Origin of the sequence: Eubacterium sulci ATCC 35585 (assembly GCA_001189495.1) — a bacterium.
In the GTDB taxonomy this organism is placed as follows: domain Bacteria; phylum Bacillota; class Clostridia; order Peptostreptococcales; family Anaerovoracaceae; genus Eubacterium_B; species Eubacterium_B sulci.
Map to the genome: position 1 here is coordinate 807,676 of CP012068.1, position 18,634 is coordinate 826,309.

Genomic DNA, 18,634 nt, shown 5'->3' on the forward strand with positions numbered 1-18,634 from the left:
TTGCGGAGGTGAGTATGAATTTTATATTTGAATCAACCGTATGCCAAGTCGTATTTTGGCTTGTGCTTGCACTAGCATTTGTGATTATAGAGGCCATAACACTTGGTCTTACAACCATTTGGTTTGCAGGAGGAAGCGTAGCTGCTTTGATTGCAGGAATCCTAGGTGCAGAGTTTTGGCTACAATTTGTCATATTCCTATGCGTTTCAGTAGTCCTTCTCGCATTTACGAGAAAGATATTTGTCAAAAAGCTAAAGACAGGTGAATACAAGACAAATACCATGACATTGATAGGTGAGCGTGGCAAAGCTATATCGGATATATATTTTGATGGAAATGGACGCGTTAGAGTAGGTACACAGGAATGGAGTGCTATGCCCGAAAACGATGACGATGTTATCAAAGCAGGAGCGGAGGTCGAAGTTCTTGAAATAAAAGGTGTTAAAGTTATTGTAAGAGAGTTAGTTAAATAGGAGTTTGCAATGGAAGAGATACTAAAAATTTTTATTGGACTTATATTCATTGTGATCGCTGTAGCAGTAATCGCAAGCAATGTAAGAATCGTGCCTCAGGCAAAGTCATATGTAATTGAGAGACTAGGAGCTTATCACCAGACATGGCAGGTAGGACTTCACTTCAAAATTCCACTAATCGACAAGATTGCAAGGAAGGTTTCACTGAAGGAGAAAGTTATCGACTTCCCACCACAGCCGGTAATCACTAAGGATAATGTAACCATGGAAATCGATACAGTTATCTACTTCCAGATTACAGATCCTAAGCTATATGCTTACGGTGTAGAAAGCCCAATGGACGCTATCGAAAATCTAACAGCTACAACACTAAGAAACATTATCGGTGACCTTGAGCTTGATGAATCTCTCACAAGTAGAGAAACAATCAACTCCAAAATCAGAGTAGTCCTAGACGAAGCTACAGACCCTTGGGGAATCAAGATTAACCGTGTAGAAGTTAAGAATATTACGCCTCCTGGAGATATCCAGAGAGCCATGGAAAAGCAGATGAGAGCTGAGCGTGAACGTCGTGAAGCGATCATTAGAGCTGAGGGTGAGAAAAAGTCTGCAGTCCTCACAGCAGAGGGTAACAAGCAGGCTACAATCCTTGAGGCTGAGGCTAAGAAGCAGGCAACAATCTTGGAAGCAGAAGCTCAGAAGCAGGCTGCAATTTGCGCCGCTGAAGGTGAAGCGCAAGCAATCAAAATGGTACAGCAGGCTACTGCTGATGGTATCAGAATGCTCGTTGAAGCGCAGCCTAACCAAGAGGTTATCGCTCTTAAGAGCTTAGATTCATTTGTTAAGGCTGCAGATGGTCAGGCTACCAAGATTATCATTCCTTCAGAGATAGCGGGAATTGCGGGTCTTGCAGCATCAGTTAAGGAATTGACAAAACAGGATTAGACAGCAGAGTATTTGTATAGAGCATTTTAGCTAACAGGGGTTTTATTTGTATCAAAGCTCAGATATTTATCAAGCTATAAATAAGCAGACAAACAAGTATAAACCACGCTCCACTGCAATGCAGTGGAGTTTTTTCGTGCAAAAATTTATAGTCCACCCACACGATAATTCAGAGTGCCATTCAAATATCAAGCTGAAAATACAAACTGAGATTTACCAAAAAATGGTATTGACCATCTATGGGGAAGCAGTTAGACTTTCAGTAAGGGAGATGGGAAAATATGGAAAACATGCAGTTATATATTAAACATAGTGACAGGGAGTTTAGTAGCAGACTAGCTAAGAGTTTCTGCCTTTGTGATGGAGTTAATGTATATATTGAGGAACCATCAGAGCATGTTTTACTGGGATGTATTGTTTTGTCTTTTGATGTATATGATAGAGATAAATACACAAGACATGTAGCGCTTAGCATGAATTCTGATGATGAGATTCTTTTAGCAGATACCTGCACTTTATATATCTTTTCAAGCTCTGTAGTAATCATTGAGAAGCTTAGATTTATTTTTGGATATAAGGAAAATCCTGGGACTGAGGAACTTAACAAATGCAAACTAATGAGTTTTGTATCCGAAAAGAGCTATTGCGGTACTAGCACAAGCGCCCTGGCCTTTAGCTATATCATGGATGTGAGGTTTGGGATTAAGACTGCATACTTGAGTCTCTCTCACAGTAATTATAGAGCTATAGAATTTCTTAGAGGAAGTCTAGATAAGAGTGAGAAATGCGTAGATTTTGATGATTCTTCTGCTATTAAGTTTATGTATGCTCTTAAGCAGAGGAAGGATTTAGATATAGATTCTTTTTTAAATCAAAGTCACGGTATAAGTCATTTTAATCTTGCTTTGATAAACGGAAGGCTTGATGATTTTGATGCCTCGCTGATAGATGAGATAAGGAAAAGGCTTCATGAGAAGGGCTATGAATATTTGATTATCGATATAGGGACAAGCCTTAGTAGGCAGGCGATAGAAATTGCAGAGAGCTCTGATAATGCAATATTTGTAAATTGCGATTTCCTATCTGAATATATAAAGCCAAGAGCTAAAATACATAAAATTGGCATCGATATGACAGGGAAAAATACCGATGAATATAAGACTATTATGGTTCCATTTTGTAGGGATTTATCATTTAGAAGTTTTGACCATGAATATGGATTTGAGATAGAGAGCATTCTAGAGGAGATACTTAGAGCATAGATGAATATTAATACTAAGTTTGATAGAAAGCAGTATGAGGAGCTTTTGGCAAAGGCAACCAATACTTTGATGGAGCACAGAATTGAAGATGATAACAGGGCAAAGGAATGCATTGAGAAAATTGTTTTAGAGGATGCTAAAGATCTACCCATAGACAATATCATTTTTCTTATAAATCGCATATTTGGAAGGCTTAGAGGTGATATCGGAAGCTTAAGCTATCTTTCTGACCTCAATGTGAATGAGATAATGGTAAATGGTTTTGATACCATCTTTATAGAAGTGGATTCACGTATTGAGAAGGTAGATGACTGCTTTGATAGTACAGAAGAATTAGAGCATGTTATAAGGAGGATAGCTGCCTCAGTTCACAGAGAAATTAATGAGTTTAAGCCGATACTTGATGCTAGGCTTGAGGACGGCTCTAGGGTTAATGCTGTTATGAAAAATATAGCAATAGGAGGGCCGAGCCTAAGCATAAGAAAGTTTGGTAACAACAAGATTTCTCTAGATGAGATGGTAAAGGGAGGCGGACTTAGTGCTGAATGTGCAGATGATATAAGGACTATGGTCAGAGGAGGTCTTAATATATTTGTGAGCGGTGGTACTTCTTCTGGTAAGACGACATTACTTAACGCTATAAGTGACTATATTCCAGAAAACGAAAGAGTAATTGTAATAGAGGATTCACTAGAGCTTAAGCTAAACAACATAGCAAACATTGTCAGACTGGAGTGTAGAAACGCAAATAGTGCAGGAAAGGGCGCAATAAATATGGCAGACCTCATTAGGTCAAGTCTTAGAATGAGGCCAGATAGAATAGTGGTTGGAGAGGTAAGAGGTGGAGAAGTTCTTGACATGCTTCAGGCACTAAACACAGGACATTGTGGTTTTTCAACTGGACACGGAAATTCATCATGTGGAATGCTTAGAAGAATAGAGGCTATGTATCTATCAGCTGTTGAAATTCCGGTTGATGCCATAAGAATGCAAATCTGTGAAGCCATTGATATTTTGATACATATGGAGAGACTTCCAAGTGGAAGAAGAAAGATTATAGAGGTAAATGAGCTAACAGGATATAGGGATGGAGAATATGTTCTAAATCCGCTGTATGAACTATCTGATGAGATGAGTCTTGTTAGAACTGAGAATTTGCTCAGCGACGATATTAAGCTTAGATTAAGAGGGATAAATGATACAGGATTACAACGAGTACAAGCTAAGCAATAAGGAGAGACTTACTTTGGTTATGGTATCAGTAGGGTTTTTATTACTTGCAGGAACACTTTATATAAATTCAATTATAACCGTAGTAATAAGTCCAATAGCTTATGGCTTTGCATCGCAAAGATATATGAGCTATATGATAGCAAAACGAAGGACAAGACTAAGAAATGAATTTAAGGAGTTATTGTACAGCTTCAGTGCTTCATTTGCAATAGGTTCAAGTATGCAGTCAGCAATGAAGGATGGGTGCAAAAAGCTAAGAGAGATTTTTGATGAGGACTCCATAATGTTAGGAGAGCTTGAGGGTATGTGTAGCAAGTTAGAGAGTACAGCTAGTGATCCAGTTTTTCTCTGGGAAGATCTTGCAGCAAGATGTGTAGTAGAAGACATAAAGCTGTTTTCAGAGGTATACAGAGGCTGTACATCAAGTGGCGGAGATATGATAGTCGCTATTGAAGCCGCAGCAAAAACTATTGGTGAGAAGATAGAGATGGAAAATAATATTAAGCTTTTAGCCAAACAAAAGATTATAGAAGGCAGAGTAATAGCAGTAATTCCAGTGATAATAATACTGTTTCTCAGGATATGCTCTCCTAGTTATATAAAGCCTATGTACGAAGGCGTAGGCGGAAAAATAATAATGCTACTAGCACTTTCTATATCAGTTACAGCTATTTTTTTATCAGAAAGGATATGTAAAATTGAAGTTTAGTACAGGCAAAATAAAATCACAAATTTATGGATTTGAATTTACCAAATTTTGTCTGAGAAAGAAAAGGCTCTTGATTTTAGTTATAGCTATTTCCGTTGGGATAAGCATGATGTCATTTGTATTTGGATCTAGGAAGGCTGTCAGCATAAGAGGAAGCAGAGATAACCTGAGTGGAATAACTCTAAATAGCAATAATGAAGGCGAGGAGATAAGGGTTTCAGCGACAAATGGTAGCGATAAAGCAAGCAAAACAGTATATCTTAAGGCGGTTAAAAATAAGAAGGATTCTAAAAAGGATAAAGCTGTTGACAATAGCCTTGAGCTTAAACTATCAGACATCATAAGAAAGCTAAAAAATAATACAAAGGCAAACAAGATGATAAGCTTACCTAAACAGTTAGATGATGGAACTAGGCTTAATTGGAGCATTAGATCAAAGCAGACAAACTACGCTATTGTAATGGCAGCAGCACCAATGGTGATGCTCTTTGCCTACAGGAGTGAAAAGGACAAGGAAAAGAAAGAGACTCAGCATAAAAGAAATGATATAATCCGAAATTTACCAGCCTTTGGAACAAAGCTTGAGCTATTTCTAAATTGCGGAATGGTGTACGAGGATGCGATGAGCAAGGTGATAGACGGATATAGCAAAGAATTTCCTAATGAGTTATCTAAGTTAATTAGTGATGCAAAGGAACTTTCGTTGATTAGCGGAAGAGATGAGATGGAAATACTCGGAGAAAAATCTAGGTCATTAAAAATCAAAGAACTAACGCGTATTACAGCAATGATTGCTGATAGTAAATATAAAGGTACTGAGCTAGGAGAAAAGCTTTCTAGAGAAGGTGAGTATCTTTGGCAGAGAAGGATTAAAACTGCAGAAGAGAATGCTAAGCTTGCAGAGCTGAAACTCTCACTACCTCTAGCCTTACAGTTACTATCACTTATAATCATCACAGCTGCACCTGCTGTAATACAATTCTAAATTAGGGGGACAAAATGTTAAGAAACAAAAAGGGAATGGAGATGGTACAGGTAGCAATATTGATTGCGCTAGCAATTTCACTAGGCATCATTTTTAGATCGCAAATTACAGAGTTTATCAATACAACTTTTGCAGATCTAAACGCTTAGGGAGGCACTTATGATGCTAATGAATAAAAAAGGAGGTGAGTATGTAGAAGCCTCAATCGTGCTTCCGCTATTGGTACTTCTGATTGTAAGCATGATTTATGCGATGATGTTTTTTTACGGTCATGCCGATAGGCAAATGAAGCTACATAAGGTATCGCTTGATAAGGCAAAAACGAGCTCTTCACTGTTTAAAAAAGAAAAATATAAAGTAGAAGACTCATCCTTAATAAGTGGAGCTGCAAGAGTTTTGCTGAGAAAGGATATTTATGCGGATATATATTTGATAAATGAAGCAGATTTGGTTAGGGCAGGGAATTTTGTAAAGGGGTTAAAAGAGTGAGATGGTAAGAAACAAGCGAGGTATGGTTAGCGTATTCGTAATGATTTTTTCGGTTTCAATAATATCATTAGCCATGCTTTTTATTGGAGGGACAAGGGCAAAGGCTATAAGTTCAAGTGTAGAAAGCTTGGGACACCTATGGGCTAAATCGATCCTAGGTGAATATACAGACAAGCTTTATGAGCGATATGGAATATTCGCATATAAAGCCAAGTCACCTGCCGAAGTCGACGATAAGCTTAACCAGCTTAGCGAAATTACCTTCAAGGGGAAGAGATATATAGACTGTGAGGGGTGCAATAGCAGTCTATATAGATACTCCCTAGCAGAGCTTGATAATTTTCAGAAGCAAGTTAATAAGGCTGCTGTAGCAGATAAACAAAAGAAATTTAAGGATATCGAGCTAGATGTTTATACTCCGTCAGACAGAACGATTTCAAATGATGCTATAGTGGCAGGACTTCCATCAAAAGGAAGACTGAGCAGCTTCTCGCTAAGTAACTTTATAAATAAGATTAAAGAGGTAGATGATATCAAAGATGTGCTAAAGGGCGGCAAAGATGAACTTCTACAAATGAAATACATGAAAAATCACTTCCAAAGTGCAGTTTCACAAAGTGAAGATGATGATAGTTTCTTTAAGTATGAGCTAGAGTATATACTCGCAGGTAAAGCTTCAGACGAAGGAAATCTAAAAAGCACTAGGAACAGGATAATTGCAATAAGAGAAGCGATGAACATAGCTTATATAAATCAAAATCCACAGATGAGGGATCTTGCTCTAACAATTGCTGAGCTTATCTCATCGCCAGCTGCAGCGCCAGCAACTCAGCAGGCACTAATAGCTGCGTGGGCATATGCTGAAAGCGTAAACGACTATAGACTGCTTGTTCATGGCAAGAAGGTGCCTCTGATGAAGGATGATGATTCATGGGCAGTCAATTTAAAATCGATAATAACAAATCCAAATCCTGAATATATAGACAAAGATAATGAAAAAGGGAACACATATAACGAATATCTTCAGGCGATGATATTTTTAACAAATAAGGATAATAGACTTCTAAGGATGATGGATTTGATAGAGATAAATATGAAATACTGTTATTATGGAAATTTCAGTATTTCAAGTCATTACACGGGTATTGATTACAGCATGGATGTAAATGGGAGGACGCATAATTTCAGTGCAGAATATTAGACTAGCTTTACCAAAACAAAATAAATCTATGATAAGTAATAAAAGGGGTGCATATATTCTAGAAGCATGCATAGTGTTTCCACCATTTATAATCGCAATAATAATGCTATTATCTTTGATACCCGTGATGGCGGAATGGGAAAATGCCGTATATTCAGCCTGTGATGAGCTAAGGTCAAGTGATATAAGAGCGCACTTTTATAATGACAAGCTAATTGGCCAAGTTAGACTTAATAATAGGTTAAATAAAGAAAGCCACTTCATAGATCCTATTCAAGTGACTCAATATAAATATAGGCATAGCGATGGTAAATTTAACGACCTAATAACAGTTCGCATAGATGCTAGTTTTTCTAAGCGAGTTCCGCTTGCAATTAGAAGCCTTGATATGGATATGAAAATAAGGTCAAGGGCGTTTACGGGAGCTAGTCTAGATGAGGATAGCGACAAGGATAGTTTTAATAAAAAAGAGGATTCCAAGGAAGTATATATATTTCCAGAGTCAGGTAGAAAGTACCACAATAAATCTTGTCAATGTCTTAATCCAGCCTGTGAAAAGGTGTATATTACACCGGCAATAAAATCGCGGTTTAAGCAGTGTGATATATGCAAAAAGAAGGGATACAAGGGAAATCAAGCAGTATTTTGTTTTTTCAATAGCGGTGAGGTCTATCACCGCGGTGATTGTCCAAGCGTAGATAAATACTACGAGAAGATACAAAAGCGAGAGGCAATTAGCAGAGGGTACTCAGCCTGCTCAATATGTGGAGGATAATGTGAAGAGTAATATTTTGATAAAGCCAATAACAGAGATAGATTATTATAGGGCTTTAATTTTATCGTCAGGGATACATAGACTTTTTCTGCCAATGAAATTTCAGTTTATTAGAGATGATAGCAAAGTTAAAGTCAAGGAGTATTTTGTAAATATTGATGGATATGTAAACCTAAAAGAATATCTAAGGGATTCTTCACTAGAGGCATGGGATATAGCGGATATGATGATACAGCTAACTGAGGGCATAAATGAATCGATGTATAGATATGTATTTCCGTATGAATATAGAATCAGCCTAGATTATATCTACTATAGCAAAAGTCAAAAGAAGTTTAAACTCATGTTCATACCAAGTACAGAGCATCTAGATGACATGAATAGCCTAAATAAGATAGTCCTAGAGAGTTTAAATGCTTTGCTAGACGAGTTTAAACAGTTCATAGGTATAGTGGCCGATACAGAAATAAAATCTCTAAAAAGCTTAATTTGTAAGTCTGACACAGTAAATGATTTTACGGCTAAGATAAACGCACATAAAAGAAATATATGGAGAAGCGAGCAGGGTAAAATAAGTCGCACTATTGCTTTATAGCATGATTTCGTGTACGATTAAGCTATGATTCCAATTTCAACAAAGATGAGACCGCAGAATTTAGACGAATTCATGGGTCAGCAGCACTTTTTGTATAAAGGATCGTTGCTATACAATTCAATAAAGAACAAAACATTCGGTTCAGCAATATTTCACGGACCTTCAGGTACGGGTAAGACTACTCTTGCCAGACTAATTGCTGCAGAGCTCGATAGTGATTTTCATGAGATAAATGCAAGTACTACTGGAACCAAGGAGCTAAAGGAGATACTAGATAGAGCACGCCTTAGATTTTATGGTTTAGAGGCAAAATCAAGTTATATCTATATTGATGAGTTTCATCGCTGGAATAAGCTTCAGCAGGATTCGCTCCTAAAGGCATTAGAAGAAGGCGTAATTAAGTTCATTGCAAGTACAACCGAAAATCCGTATTTTGCAATAAACAACGCGATATTGAGCAGGGTTAGAAATATTTACGAGTTCAAGCGTCTTGATAAAGAGGTAATCAAAACGCTTCTTTTGCGTGCTGCAAATGATAAGGAGCGAGGATTAGGAAATCTTGATGTTAAATACGATGACAAGGCCATAGATGTTTTGGCAGAACTATCAAATGGAGATGCAAGAGTTGCACTTGATACACTTGGCTTCGTCTTTGAAAATCATCAAGACGGTAAAACTGTAACTGCAGAGGATATATCTGAAGCAATGCAGAGAAAAATAGGTTTTTACGACCGTGGAGACGATAAGTATGATCTGCTTTCAGCACTTCAAAAATCGATAAGGGGAAGTGACCCTGATGCGGCAATATATTACTTTGCTAGACTTGTAGATGGGGGTGCAGATGTACAGATGATTGGTAGAAGGCTCCTTGTCATAGCTAGTGAAGATATAGGTATGGCATATCCTTCAGCGATAAGTATAACTCATGCATGTGTAAGTGCTGCGCTTATGGTAGGATTCCCTGAAGCTGCGATAAACTTAGCGGAAGCTGTAATAATGCTAGCTTCATCTCCTAAATCAAATCGCTCTGTAATGGCATATTATAAAGCTATGAGCGATATTAAGCACAAGGAGACAGATATGGTACCTGATCATCTTAGAGACTCACATTACAAGGGTGCAAGAGATAAGGGCCTAGGCAAGGATTACAAGTATCCACATGATTTTGGCGGATATGTAAAGCAGCAGTACTTGCCTGATAATCTTCATGCAGAAGGCGTGAGATATTATGAGCCATCTGAAAATGGCTCGGAAGCAAATTTCAAAAGGTTTTTAGAAGAGTTAAGAAAAAAATATGGAGATAATTAGAGCAGATAATTCCGGATTTTGTTTCGGAGTAAAGAAGGCCCTGGAGACAACACAGGACCAGATAAAAGAGAGCAAAGCTAACAGTAGCAAGGGAAGTTTATTTACTTGTGGACCTTTGATTCATAACAAAATTGTTACAAGCCAGCTTGAGAATGATGGCGTTCGCATTATTAAAACGCCAGATGAGGCAAAAGAGGGCGATACAATAATCGTAAGGTCTCATGGTGAGCCAAAGGCTTTCTATGACAGAATGGATGAGCTTAACCTAAACTATGTAGATACTACTTGTCCCTTTGTTTCAAAGATACACACCATAGTAAATAGTGCTTGTAAAGAAGGAAAGAAGATAATAATTATAGGGGATGAAAATCATCAGGAGGTTATTGCAACCAATGGATGGTGCGATAACTCTGCATATATTATTAACAGCCCTGACGAGGTCGAAAAAGTAGAAAGTGGAGAGTATCTTGTGGTCTGCCAAACGACTATAAGAAAAGAGCTTTTTGAGTCAATAATCGATGCGCTAGAAGCAAAGGGCTGTAAGCTAGAGATAAAAAATACTATCTGCAATGCTACAAGTCTCAGACAGGATGCATGCCAGAGACTAGCCAAGGAAGTCGATGCGATGATTATTATTGGTGACAAGCAGAGCTCGAATACGAAGAAATTATATGAAATTGCAAAAAAACATTGCAATAATTCGTTTTTTGCCGAAAATATTAGTGATTTACCATTGAAAGAAATTCAAAAATATAATAAAATAGGAGTTGCGGCAGGTGCTTCAACACCTGAAAGCGTAATTAAGGAGGTTATTGCCAACATGAGCGAAACAGAAAAAACCACAATGGCGGATTTCATGGATGAAATTGATGCATCTTTGAGACTCCCACATAACGGCGAAATTGTAGACGGAAAGGTACATCAGGTTTCTGATAGAGAAGTGATTGTAAACCTAGGCTGCAAGAAAGACGGAATTCTTCCCGTAGAAGAAGTCACACTTGAGGAAGGAGAAAAACTGACTGATCTATTTCAGCCGGGCGACGAGATCCAGGCAAAGGTCGTAAAGACTGATGACGGTGACGGAAGCATCCTACTGTCCAAGAAGAAATTAGAAATTAGCAAGCATTGGGCAGAGATCAACGAAGCTCATGAGAATAAGACGGTAATAACAGTTAAGGTGCTAAGAGCCGTAAACGGCGGTGTAATCGCAGCATACAAGGAAGTTACAGGATTTATTCCTATGTCTCAGCTCTCAGATAGATATGTTGAGAATGCAGATGAATTCATCGGACAGACACTAGATGTTCTTGTAACAAGAGTTGATGCTAAGAGAAACAGAGCACTATTCTCACACAAGGCTATTCTTCTTGCTGAGAAGCAGAAGCTAATCTCAGGTATCTGGGATAGCATCAGCGTAGGTGACATCGTTGAGGGTACAGTAATGAGATTCACTGACTACGGTGCATTCGTAGACATCGGCGGAATCGACGGACTACTCCACATCTCAGAGATTTCATGGGGTAAGCTAAAGCACCCACAGGAAGTACTTGAGACAGGACAGACTGTTCAGGTTAAGGTACTTTCAATGAACCAGGAGAAGGGCAAGATTTCACTTGGACTAAAGCAGATCACCCCAGAGCCATGGAGCGTTATCAACGATAAGTACCAGGTAGGTGAGATTGTAAGCGGTAAGGTAGTTCAGATCAAGGAATACGGCGCATTCGTTGAGCTGGAACCTGGTCTAGACGGACTTGTTCACATTTCAGAAGTTGCTCACAAGAGAGTTTCTGACATTGCTGAAGAACTTCAGCTTGGACAGCTTGTTGATACAAAGATTCTTGATATCGATGTAGATAGAAAGCGTATCAGCCTAAGCATTAAGGCAGCTGCTCCAGCTCCAGAAGTAGTAGAAGAGGAAGTTGAAGCTACTGAAGAAGCTTAATCGCAGATGAATTTATAATCGCAGGAAGCTATGCTTTCTGCGGTTTTTTATATATTTGATGAGGTAAGATATGAAGATAGAGAGAATTGTTCAGGGAAGCCTTGAGAGCAATTGCTACATTATTTACCATAATGAGGGCGGCGAGTGCTATATCATAGATCCAGGATATAATGCAGCAAAAATTATAAAGCATATAGAAAGCAAGGATTTAAAGCCAAAGGGAATTCTTTTGACGCACATGCACCATGACCATGTTGGAGCAGTCCATGGAATAAAGGCAAAATTTGATGTACCTACTTATATGCATGCACAGGATGCACAGGAATATAAAGGGCACATTGATGTGCTATTGTATGGTGGAGAAGAACTGGACTTAGAAGGTGAGACTATAAAAATTCTTCATACTCCAGGACATAGCCATGGCTCAATATGCATAATGTGTGAGGAAAGTAAGGCCTGCTTCACAGGTGATACTATTTTTGATATCGACCTTGGACGTACAGATTTAAACTGCGGAAGCCAGAAAGAAATGGAAGACAGCATAAGAAATGTAATCAGCAAGTGGGACAATTCCATCACAATTTACCCAGGTCATGATGTTAGTGCAACAATGAAGCAGGTAAGAAAATATAACACAGAATATCTGGCTATAATGCAAGGGGCTGGCGATGGAAATTAAGATGATAGGTCTTGACCTTGATGGTACGGCACTAAATGATAGCGGCGAGTTTTCAAAGAGAACAAGGCAGGCTTTTAAAAGAGCACATGAACATGGCATACATGTTGTGATTGCAACAGGTAGAGCTGAGTTTTCACTACCCAAAAATATCGCAGAAATTGAAGGTCTAGAATATGTGATTACATCAAATGGAGCTAGAGTCCTAAGGCTGAGCGATGGATTTGTAGTGTATAAAAATTTCATTAAGCCACACAAAGTTCGTGAGGTTATAGAAGTTCTAAAATCACAAAATGCTAGGGCTGAAATGTTTGCAAACGGCAAGGCATATATAAGCAGAAGTGAATACGATGCCATTGTTTCTGGTGATATTTTGACAAGAAGTAGGGGATATGTAATTGCCACAAGAAAACCGATAGACGATATATTTACACATATGATCGACTGGGAGGATCACATAGAAAATATTAGTGTGAACTATCCAAATGATGAGGCAAAGCGTGCTTGTGAAAAGAAGTTAGCTGGGATTGAAGGAATTACAGTTACATCATCATTTCCACTAAATAATGAAATCGGTGGTGCGACTACGAGCAAGGCGGATGCACTAGAATTCCTACTTCAAAGCTTTGGACTTCACAAGGATAATCTAATGGTTTGTGGAGACAGTAGAAACGACATTGCAATGATTGAACATGCAGGACTAGGCATAGCTATGGAAAACGCAGATGACTGTGTAAAGGATGCTGCAGATATTACAACTCTATCAAATGAGGAAGATGGCGTAGCCTATGCAATAGAAAAATACGCATTAAAATCTATATAATTAACAGCTAAAGTACATAAATAAAGCTTCTTTGCTTAAATCAAGCGAGGAAGTTTTTTATTTGCAAGGACTTAGAAAAATCTAATATCAAATATTATAAATTATATATAAGAATTTTCGGATTATATCTAGCATATGAATTTCATAGTGATATAATATACATAGTTACTTATAAATTTAAACAGCCTTATTTTTGCTATATTTATAGAAAGATAGGATGAATTCAGATATAAGTAATTAATATATAACAGTTTTAAGGAGGCCTATATGAATAAATACCTTGATAATCCTATCCCTGTAATCGCAGATCCAGGGAATTGTGAAAGAAGGGCTTTTATCGACTCTCCACTAGTTGATATAGAGCCTAACGACAAGCTTTTGATAGAGATGCAGTATCCAATTCTAGGATTCGAAAATGCTGAAAAGCGTTGTATGGCAAGGAAGGAAGTTGTAGAAATGCTGTATAGAGCAGCAGAGAATCTTCCTCCAGGGTATAAATTTGTAATTTGGGATGCATGGAGACCATTTGCCTTACAAAAGGAACTTTTCATTTCGTATAGTAGTAAAATAATCAAAGAATTCCATTTAGAAAATTTGACCTCTGAGGAACAGGAACACGAAATCGCTAAATTTATAGCTGATCCAATTCCAAATGAAGAGCTTCCGCCAGCTCACACGACCGGTGGAGCGATTGATTTGACAATCATGGGACCTGATGGTAAATGTCTAGATTTTGGAACTGCCTTTGATGCATTTACTGAAAAAACGAGAGCAGCCTACTACGAGACCATAGATGTTGAGGGTGATTCTAAAGCAAAGGAAATACGCAATAATCGAAGGTTTTTATACAATTTGATGATGGACGCTGGCTTTGGAAATCTACCATCTGAATGGTGGCACTATGAATACGGAGATAAAAATTGGGCTGATATCCAAGGAAAATCTGCATTATATAAAGGGATTTTTAAATATTAACTGCATTGTTAATTCAAAAAAGAAGATGTATAATTATTTTAACTATTCATTCTAGCATCAGAAAGGAGACCTGATTATGTTAAGTTCATTCTTCAAGAGTGCTCTAGGTAGAGATACTCTTGTGGCAGCAGATGATACGTGGACACTATTATTCATCCTTGTTGCATCAGTTGCTACAGCAATTTTTTTAGAGCAGAAGTACGCTTGGGCTTCTAAAATTTCAGGAGCAATCATTGCACTTATTATGGCACTTGTGCTATCAAATCTAGGAGTTATTCCTATTCATAGTACTCTGTACGATGATATCATCTGGGGCTATGCAGTTCCAATAGGAATTCCGCTATTACTTCTTCAGTGCAATATGAAGAAAATCTGGAAAGAAACTGGCCGAATGATGGTCGTATTTCTAATAGGTGCTGTGGGAACATGCGTAGGTGCCTTGCTAGCTTACACACTTTTGCATAATTACATTCCAGAGGCATCTGGGGTTGCGGCTATGATGACGGGTTCGTACATAGGCGGAGGCGTTAACTTTGCAGCGCTTGCAACTCAGTTTAAGGTTACAGGACAGACAATAGGAGCAGTAACCGTTGCAGACAATCTACTGATGGCATTGTATTTCTTTGCATTAATCATGTTTGCGGGACTTAATTTCTTCCGTAAGCACTTTGCTCATCCACACATCGATGAGGTTGAACAAAATGGGCTAGATGACTCAAAGACACAGGCAGCAGCTTATTGGAGCCGCAAGGATATCTCGCTCAAAGACATCGCATTTAATATTGCATATGCAGTTACAATTGTCTTCCTATCAAATCTAATTTCACATGCTATTGCAGGTGCAATTCCAACAGATAATGCAGTTCTAAAGATGTGCAATATATTCTTTGGATCACAGTATGTTTGGATTACAACACTCTCAATGATAGTTGCTACCTACGGTGAAAAGAAGGTTGAAAAGATGAATGGTGCACAGGAAATCGGTACATATTTTATCTACATGTTCCTCTTTGTAATCGGTGTTCCAGCATCAATCGTAGAGATTATTACAAATACACCAGCGCTGCTGCTATTTACAGCGATAATGGTGCTTGTAAATATGATATTCTGCTTTGTTGGCGGTAAGCTTCTCAAGTTTAATTTAGAAGACTGCATCCTCGCATCAAATGCAAATATTGGAGGTCCAACAACAGCGGCTGGAATGGCTATTTCACAGGGCTGGAGCAAGCTTGTAGGACCTGTAATGCTCATAGGTACATTCGGTTATGTTATCGGCACATATCTTGGTGTTATCATTGGAGGAATCCTCGGAGCGTAATAGATTTACAAGAATTAAATTAGACAAACCTGGGCTTGATGAAGCTCAGGTTTTTTGATGCTCAAAATCAAAATCCTGTATGGGAAAATTTGACATTTATACCGCGCGATGATAAATTGGAAATATATTACATTTTTGATGGAGGAGCATTGTATAAGCAAAAGTTTGGGAAACTAGGTGAGGATCTTGCCTACACCTATTTAGAGAATAAGCAGTTTGAGGTTTTAACACGAAATTATAGGAAAAAATATGGGGAGATAGATATTGTTGCACTTCACAAGGGAACGCTTCATTTTATCGAGGTGAAAACTCGTTCAACGGACAGATTTGGAAAGCCAGCAGAAGCTGTAAATAGCGAGAAAATGTCTAAGATGCTAAGACTTGCGCAGGTATTTATCAAAGAGAATAAGTGCGAGTTTTACAGATACTCTTTTGATGTAATTGAAGTAAAGCTAAACCATATAGAGGGGGTACTTTGATGATGAAAGCCTATGGAATGATAGTGCACGGACTTAAGGCTATAAAGATAGAGGTAGAGAGTAGTATTTCTAGAGGCATACCTCACTGCAATGTAATTGGTTATGGAAATACCATCGTTAAGGAAGCTATTCTCAGAGTTAGATCGGCCATAGAAAGCTCAGGTCTAGAATATCCAATGTCAAGAATAACCATAAATCTTGCTCCGGCGGATATACCTAAGAGGGGGAGTCAGCTAGAGCTTGCTATGGCTATTTCACTTCTTGCAGCAAGTGGTCAGGTATTTGATGGGGAATTAGAGAACACATGCTTTGTTGGTGAGTTATCTTTGGATGGTAAGATTAATCCATGCAAAGGTATTTTAGCAATTCTCCTTGAGGCAAAAGAGAAGAAGTTCAAGAACGTGATAATTCCAAAGGCTAATATGCATGAAGCAGAGCTCGTTGATGGCATAAATATCTACACGTTTGGAAAGTTAGCCGACGTAGTAAATTTCGTGAACAAAAAGCAAATACCAGACAAAATCAAACACAAAAGCAGTTTTTTAAGTGGCAATAATTTCAGCAAAGATTTCAGCGACATTAAAGGACAGGAAGCGGCAAAGAGGGCTATTCTAATTGCGGTAGCTGGAGGTCATCCTATTTTGATGGTTGGTAGCCCAGGTGTAGGAAAGAGCATGCTAGCTGAGCGAGTTCCTGGTATAATGCCACCTTTAGAACAGGACGAAATTATAGAGTCAGGTGTAATTCGCTCTGTTTCAAGAGAATCATTAAATGAGGAGTTTACAAGCACTCCGCCTTTTAGAAGACCATCGGTAAATATAAGTATTCCAAGTCTTTTAGGTTCTGGATATCCACCAAGACCGGGAGAGATTACTATGGCACATAAAGGCGTTCTTTTTCTTGAAGAGATAAATGAAATGAACAGGCTTGCTGTTGATACTCTTAGAGTTCCACTAGATAGAAAGAGTGTCTGTTTAAACAAACGAGGAGAGATTTTTAATTATCCAGCTGATTTTCTTTTGATATCTTGCGCTAATCCATGTAAATGTGGTTATCTTCATAGTCCCAAAAAAGAGTGCACCTGTACAGCTAGCGAATTAGCTACATATAAGGCAAGACTTTCAGGTCCCATAAGCGATAGAATAGATATCCATGTTTTTGTGACCGAGCCTAATTTTGACGAATTTATATCTAGTGAGGGTCTAAGTAGTGCAGATATGAGAAGTATGGTATTAAAGGTTAGAAAACTTCAATCAGAGCGTTATACAAGGGAGGAATTTAAGCTGAATTCTAGTATTTATGATAATAAAATTGCTAAATACTGTAGCTTTGATAGAGAGGGCGAGGCATTTATAGAGAAAGCATATAAGGCGCTAAATCTAAGCCCAAGAAGTATGGTGAAAATCAGAAAGATTTCAAGAACTATAGCAGATTTAGACGAAAGCAAGGAAATTAAACTTAAACATATATCTGAAGCAATACAATTCAGACAGAGGTGGTAGATGACTAATGTGATAGAAGAAAAAAATGAAAATTATCCAATCAAGATTAAGGAATGTCTTTCGGATTACAAGCCGATTTATTATAGAGGGAATTTATCACTTTTAGATAAACCTTCCATTGCTATTGTTGGAAGTAGAAAGGCTTCAGCATATGGAAAGAGCTGTGCAAGAGCTTTAGCAAAATGTGCGGTAGAGTATGGTGCCGTAGTAGTTAGTGGCCTTGCTTTAGGGATAGATTCTGAAGCTCATAGTGCATGTCTAGAAAATGGAGGAGAGACAATTGCTGTACTTGCTAATGGAGTTGATGTCTTCTATCCAAAGAGAAATCAAGCACTGCAAAAAAGAATAGAAGAAACAGGACTTCTTCTTAGTGAATATGAGGATGGAACAAGAGCACAAAGATATACATTTCCCGTAAGAAATAGAATAATAAGTGCAATATCTGATGCAATTGTCATTGTTGAAGCAGGATCGCGCAGTGGTTCACTTATAACAGCTGAGTGTGCGCAGGAGCAAGGTAAGGAGGTCTACTCAATACCTGGTAATATAACAAGCCCAGGAAGTCTTGGTACAAATAAGCTTATCAGAGATGGTGCAGTTCCACTTATAAATTTTGATGAATTATTTGAAGACCTTGGATTAAGCAAATCAAACAAGAAAATAAATCAAATTTTTCTAAGTAAAACAGAATCAAGGGTACTTGAGGTAGTCAAAAGCAGTTCAGAACTCTCAATTGAACAAATCCGTCACATAATTGACATAGATCTAGCAGAAATCAATGCTATAATTACGATTCTTGAGATGAAAGGGCTTATTTTTTGTGAAATGGGAAAAGTAAGCATTGCAAATTTATGGAAATAACTATACAATAGGAATTTGTAAACATAGTTTATTGCGATAATTGTAATATATTTAGAAAAGATAGGGATAGTTTTAGGAGAGTT

The 18,634-nt window shown here is 38.0% G+C and carries 18 protein-coding genes and 2 pseudogenes; all 20 read left to right on the forward strand.

The annotated features are described in order from the left end of the window. Positions 1–14 precede the first annotated feature (14 nt). A complete protein-coding gene (locus tag ADJ67_03690; protein ID AKT46858.1) occupies positions 15–473 on the forward strand; it encodes a hypothetical protein in 459 nt (152 codons plus the stop codon). Positions 474–482: 9 nt separating this feature from the next. Further along, entirely contained in the window at positions 483–1,418 is a 936-nt protein-coding gene (locus tag ADJ67_03695; protein AKT46859.1) for a peptidase, read from the forward strand. A 46-nt stretch (positions 1,419–1,464) separates the two neighbouring features. Beyond that, positions 1,465–1,725 (forward strand): hypothetical protein, encoded by a 261-nt coding sequence (locus ADJ67_03700; protein ID AKT46860.1) that lies wholly within the window; start codon positions 1,465–1,467, stop codon positions 1,723–1,725. Continuing rightward, positions 1,700–2,680, forward strand: coding sequence for a hypothetical protein (locus tag ADJ67_03705; GenBank protein AKT46861.1), 981 nt, complete (start codon positions 1,700–1,702; stop codon positions 2,678–2,680). Before ADJ67_03700 ends, ADJ67_03705 begins: the two co-directional genes overlap by 26 nt. Next, on the forward strand, positions 2,681–3,913 hold the full coding sequence (locus tag ADJ67_03710) for a pilus assembly protein (protein ID AKT46862.1): 1,233 nt from the start codon (positions 2,681–2,683) through the stop codon (positions 3,911–3,913). After that, positions 3,876–4,622, forward strand: coding sequence for a hypothetical protein (locus tag ADJ67_03715; protein ID AKT46863.1), 747 nt, complete (start codon positions 3,876–3,878; stop codon positions 4,620–4,622). The genes ADJ67_03710 and ADJ67_03715 overlap by 38 nt, the downstream gene beginning before the upstream one ends. Further along, positions 4,612–5,607: a hypothetical protein gene (locus ADJ67_03720; protein AKT46864.1), complete on the forward strand. Its 996-nt coding sequence runs from the start codon at positions 4,612–4,614 to the stop codon at positions 5,605–5,607. The genes ADJ67_03715 and ADJ67_03720 overlap by 11 nt, the downstream gene beginning before the upstream one ends. 159 nt (positions 5,608–5,766) lie before the next feature. After that, positions 5,767–6,096 carry a hypothetical protein gene (locus tag ADJ67_03725; GenBank protein ID AKT46865.1) on the forward strand — a complete coding sequence of 110 codons (330 nt, stop codon included), beginning with the start codon at positions 5,767–5,769 and terminating at the stop codon, positions 6,094–6,096. Between the two features lies 1 nt (position 6,097). Further along, positions 6,098–7,297 (forward strand): hypothetical protein, encoded by a 1,200-nt coding sequence (locus ADJ67_03730; protein ID AKT46866.1) that lies wholly within the window; start codon positions 6,098–6,100, stop codon positions 7,295–7,297. Continuing rightward, positions 7,263–8,072: a hypothetical protein gene (locus ADJ67_03735; GenBank protein AKT46867.1), complete on the forward strand. Its 810-nt coding sequence runs from the start codon at positions 7,263–7,265 to the stop codon at positions 8,070–8,072. Before ADJ67_03730 ends, ADJ67_03735 begins: the two co-directional genes overlap by 35 nt. Before the next feature lies 1 nt (position 8,073). Then, complete coding sequence (locus tag ADJ67_03740) at positions 8,074–8,667, forward strand: hypothetical protein (GenBank protein ID AKT46868.1); 594 nt, start codon at positions 8,074–8,076, stop codon at positions 8,665–8,667. Positions 8,668–8,691: 24 nt separating this feature from the next. Continuing rightward, entirely contained in the window at positions 8,692–9,975 is a 1,284-nt protein-coding gene (locus tag ADJ67_03745; protein AKT46869.1) for an ATPase AAA, read from the forward strand. After that, positions 9,962–11,917 carry a 4-hydroxy-3-methylbut-2-enyl diphosphate reductase gene (locus tag ADJ67_03750; GenBank protein ID AKT46870.1) on the forward strand — a complete coding sequence of 652 codons (1,956 nt, stop codon included), beginning with the start codon at positions 9,962–9,964 and terminating at the stop codon, positions 11,915–11,917. Before ADJ67_03745 ends, ADJ67_03750 begins: the two co-directional genes overlap by 14 nt. Before the next feature lie 70 nt (positions 11,918–11,987). Beyond that, positions 11,988–12,596: a hypothetical protein gene (locus tag ADJ67_03755; protein AKT46871.1), complete on the forward strand. Its 609-nt coding sequence runs from the start codon at positions 11,988–11,990 to the stop codon at positions 12,594–12,596. Positions 12,597–13,131: 535 nt separating this feature from the next. After that, positions 13,132–13,416, forward strand: a pseudogene (locus tag ADJ67_03760) (hypothetical protein). Positions 13,417–13,773: 357 nt separating this feature from the next. Then, positions 13,774–14,391: a hypothetical protein gene (locus ADJ67_03765; GenBank protein AKT47662.1), complete on the forward strand. Its 618-nt coding sequence runs from the start codon at positions 13,774–13,776 to the stop codon at positions 14,389–14,391. Between the two features lie 76 nt (positions 14,392–14,467). Further along, positions 14,468–15,709, forward strand: a complete 1,242-nt coding sequence (locus tag ADJ67_03770) for a membrane protein (GenBank protein AKT46872.1) — start codon at positions 14,468–14,470, stop codon at positions 15,707–15,709. 149 nt (positions 15,710–15,858) lie between these two features. Continuing rightward, positions 15,859–16,188: a hypothetical protein gene (locus ADJ67_03775; protein AKT46873.1), complete on the forward strand. Its 330-nt coding sequence runs from the start codon at positions 15,859–15,861 to the stop codon at positions 16,186–16,188. Then, positions 16,185–17,690 (forward strand): hypothetical protein, encoded by a 1,506-nt coding sequence (locus tag ADJ67_03780; GenBank protein AKT46874.1) that lies wholly within the window; start codon positions 16,185–16,187, stop codon positions 17,688–17,690. Before ADJ67_03775 ends, ADJ67_03780 begins: the two co-directional genes overlap by 4 nt. Positions 17,691–17,765: 75 nt before the next feature. Beyond that, positions 17,766–18,551: pseudogene (locus ADJ67_03785) on the forward strand (hypothetical protein). Positions 18,552–18,634: the final 83 nt, after the last annotated feature.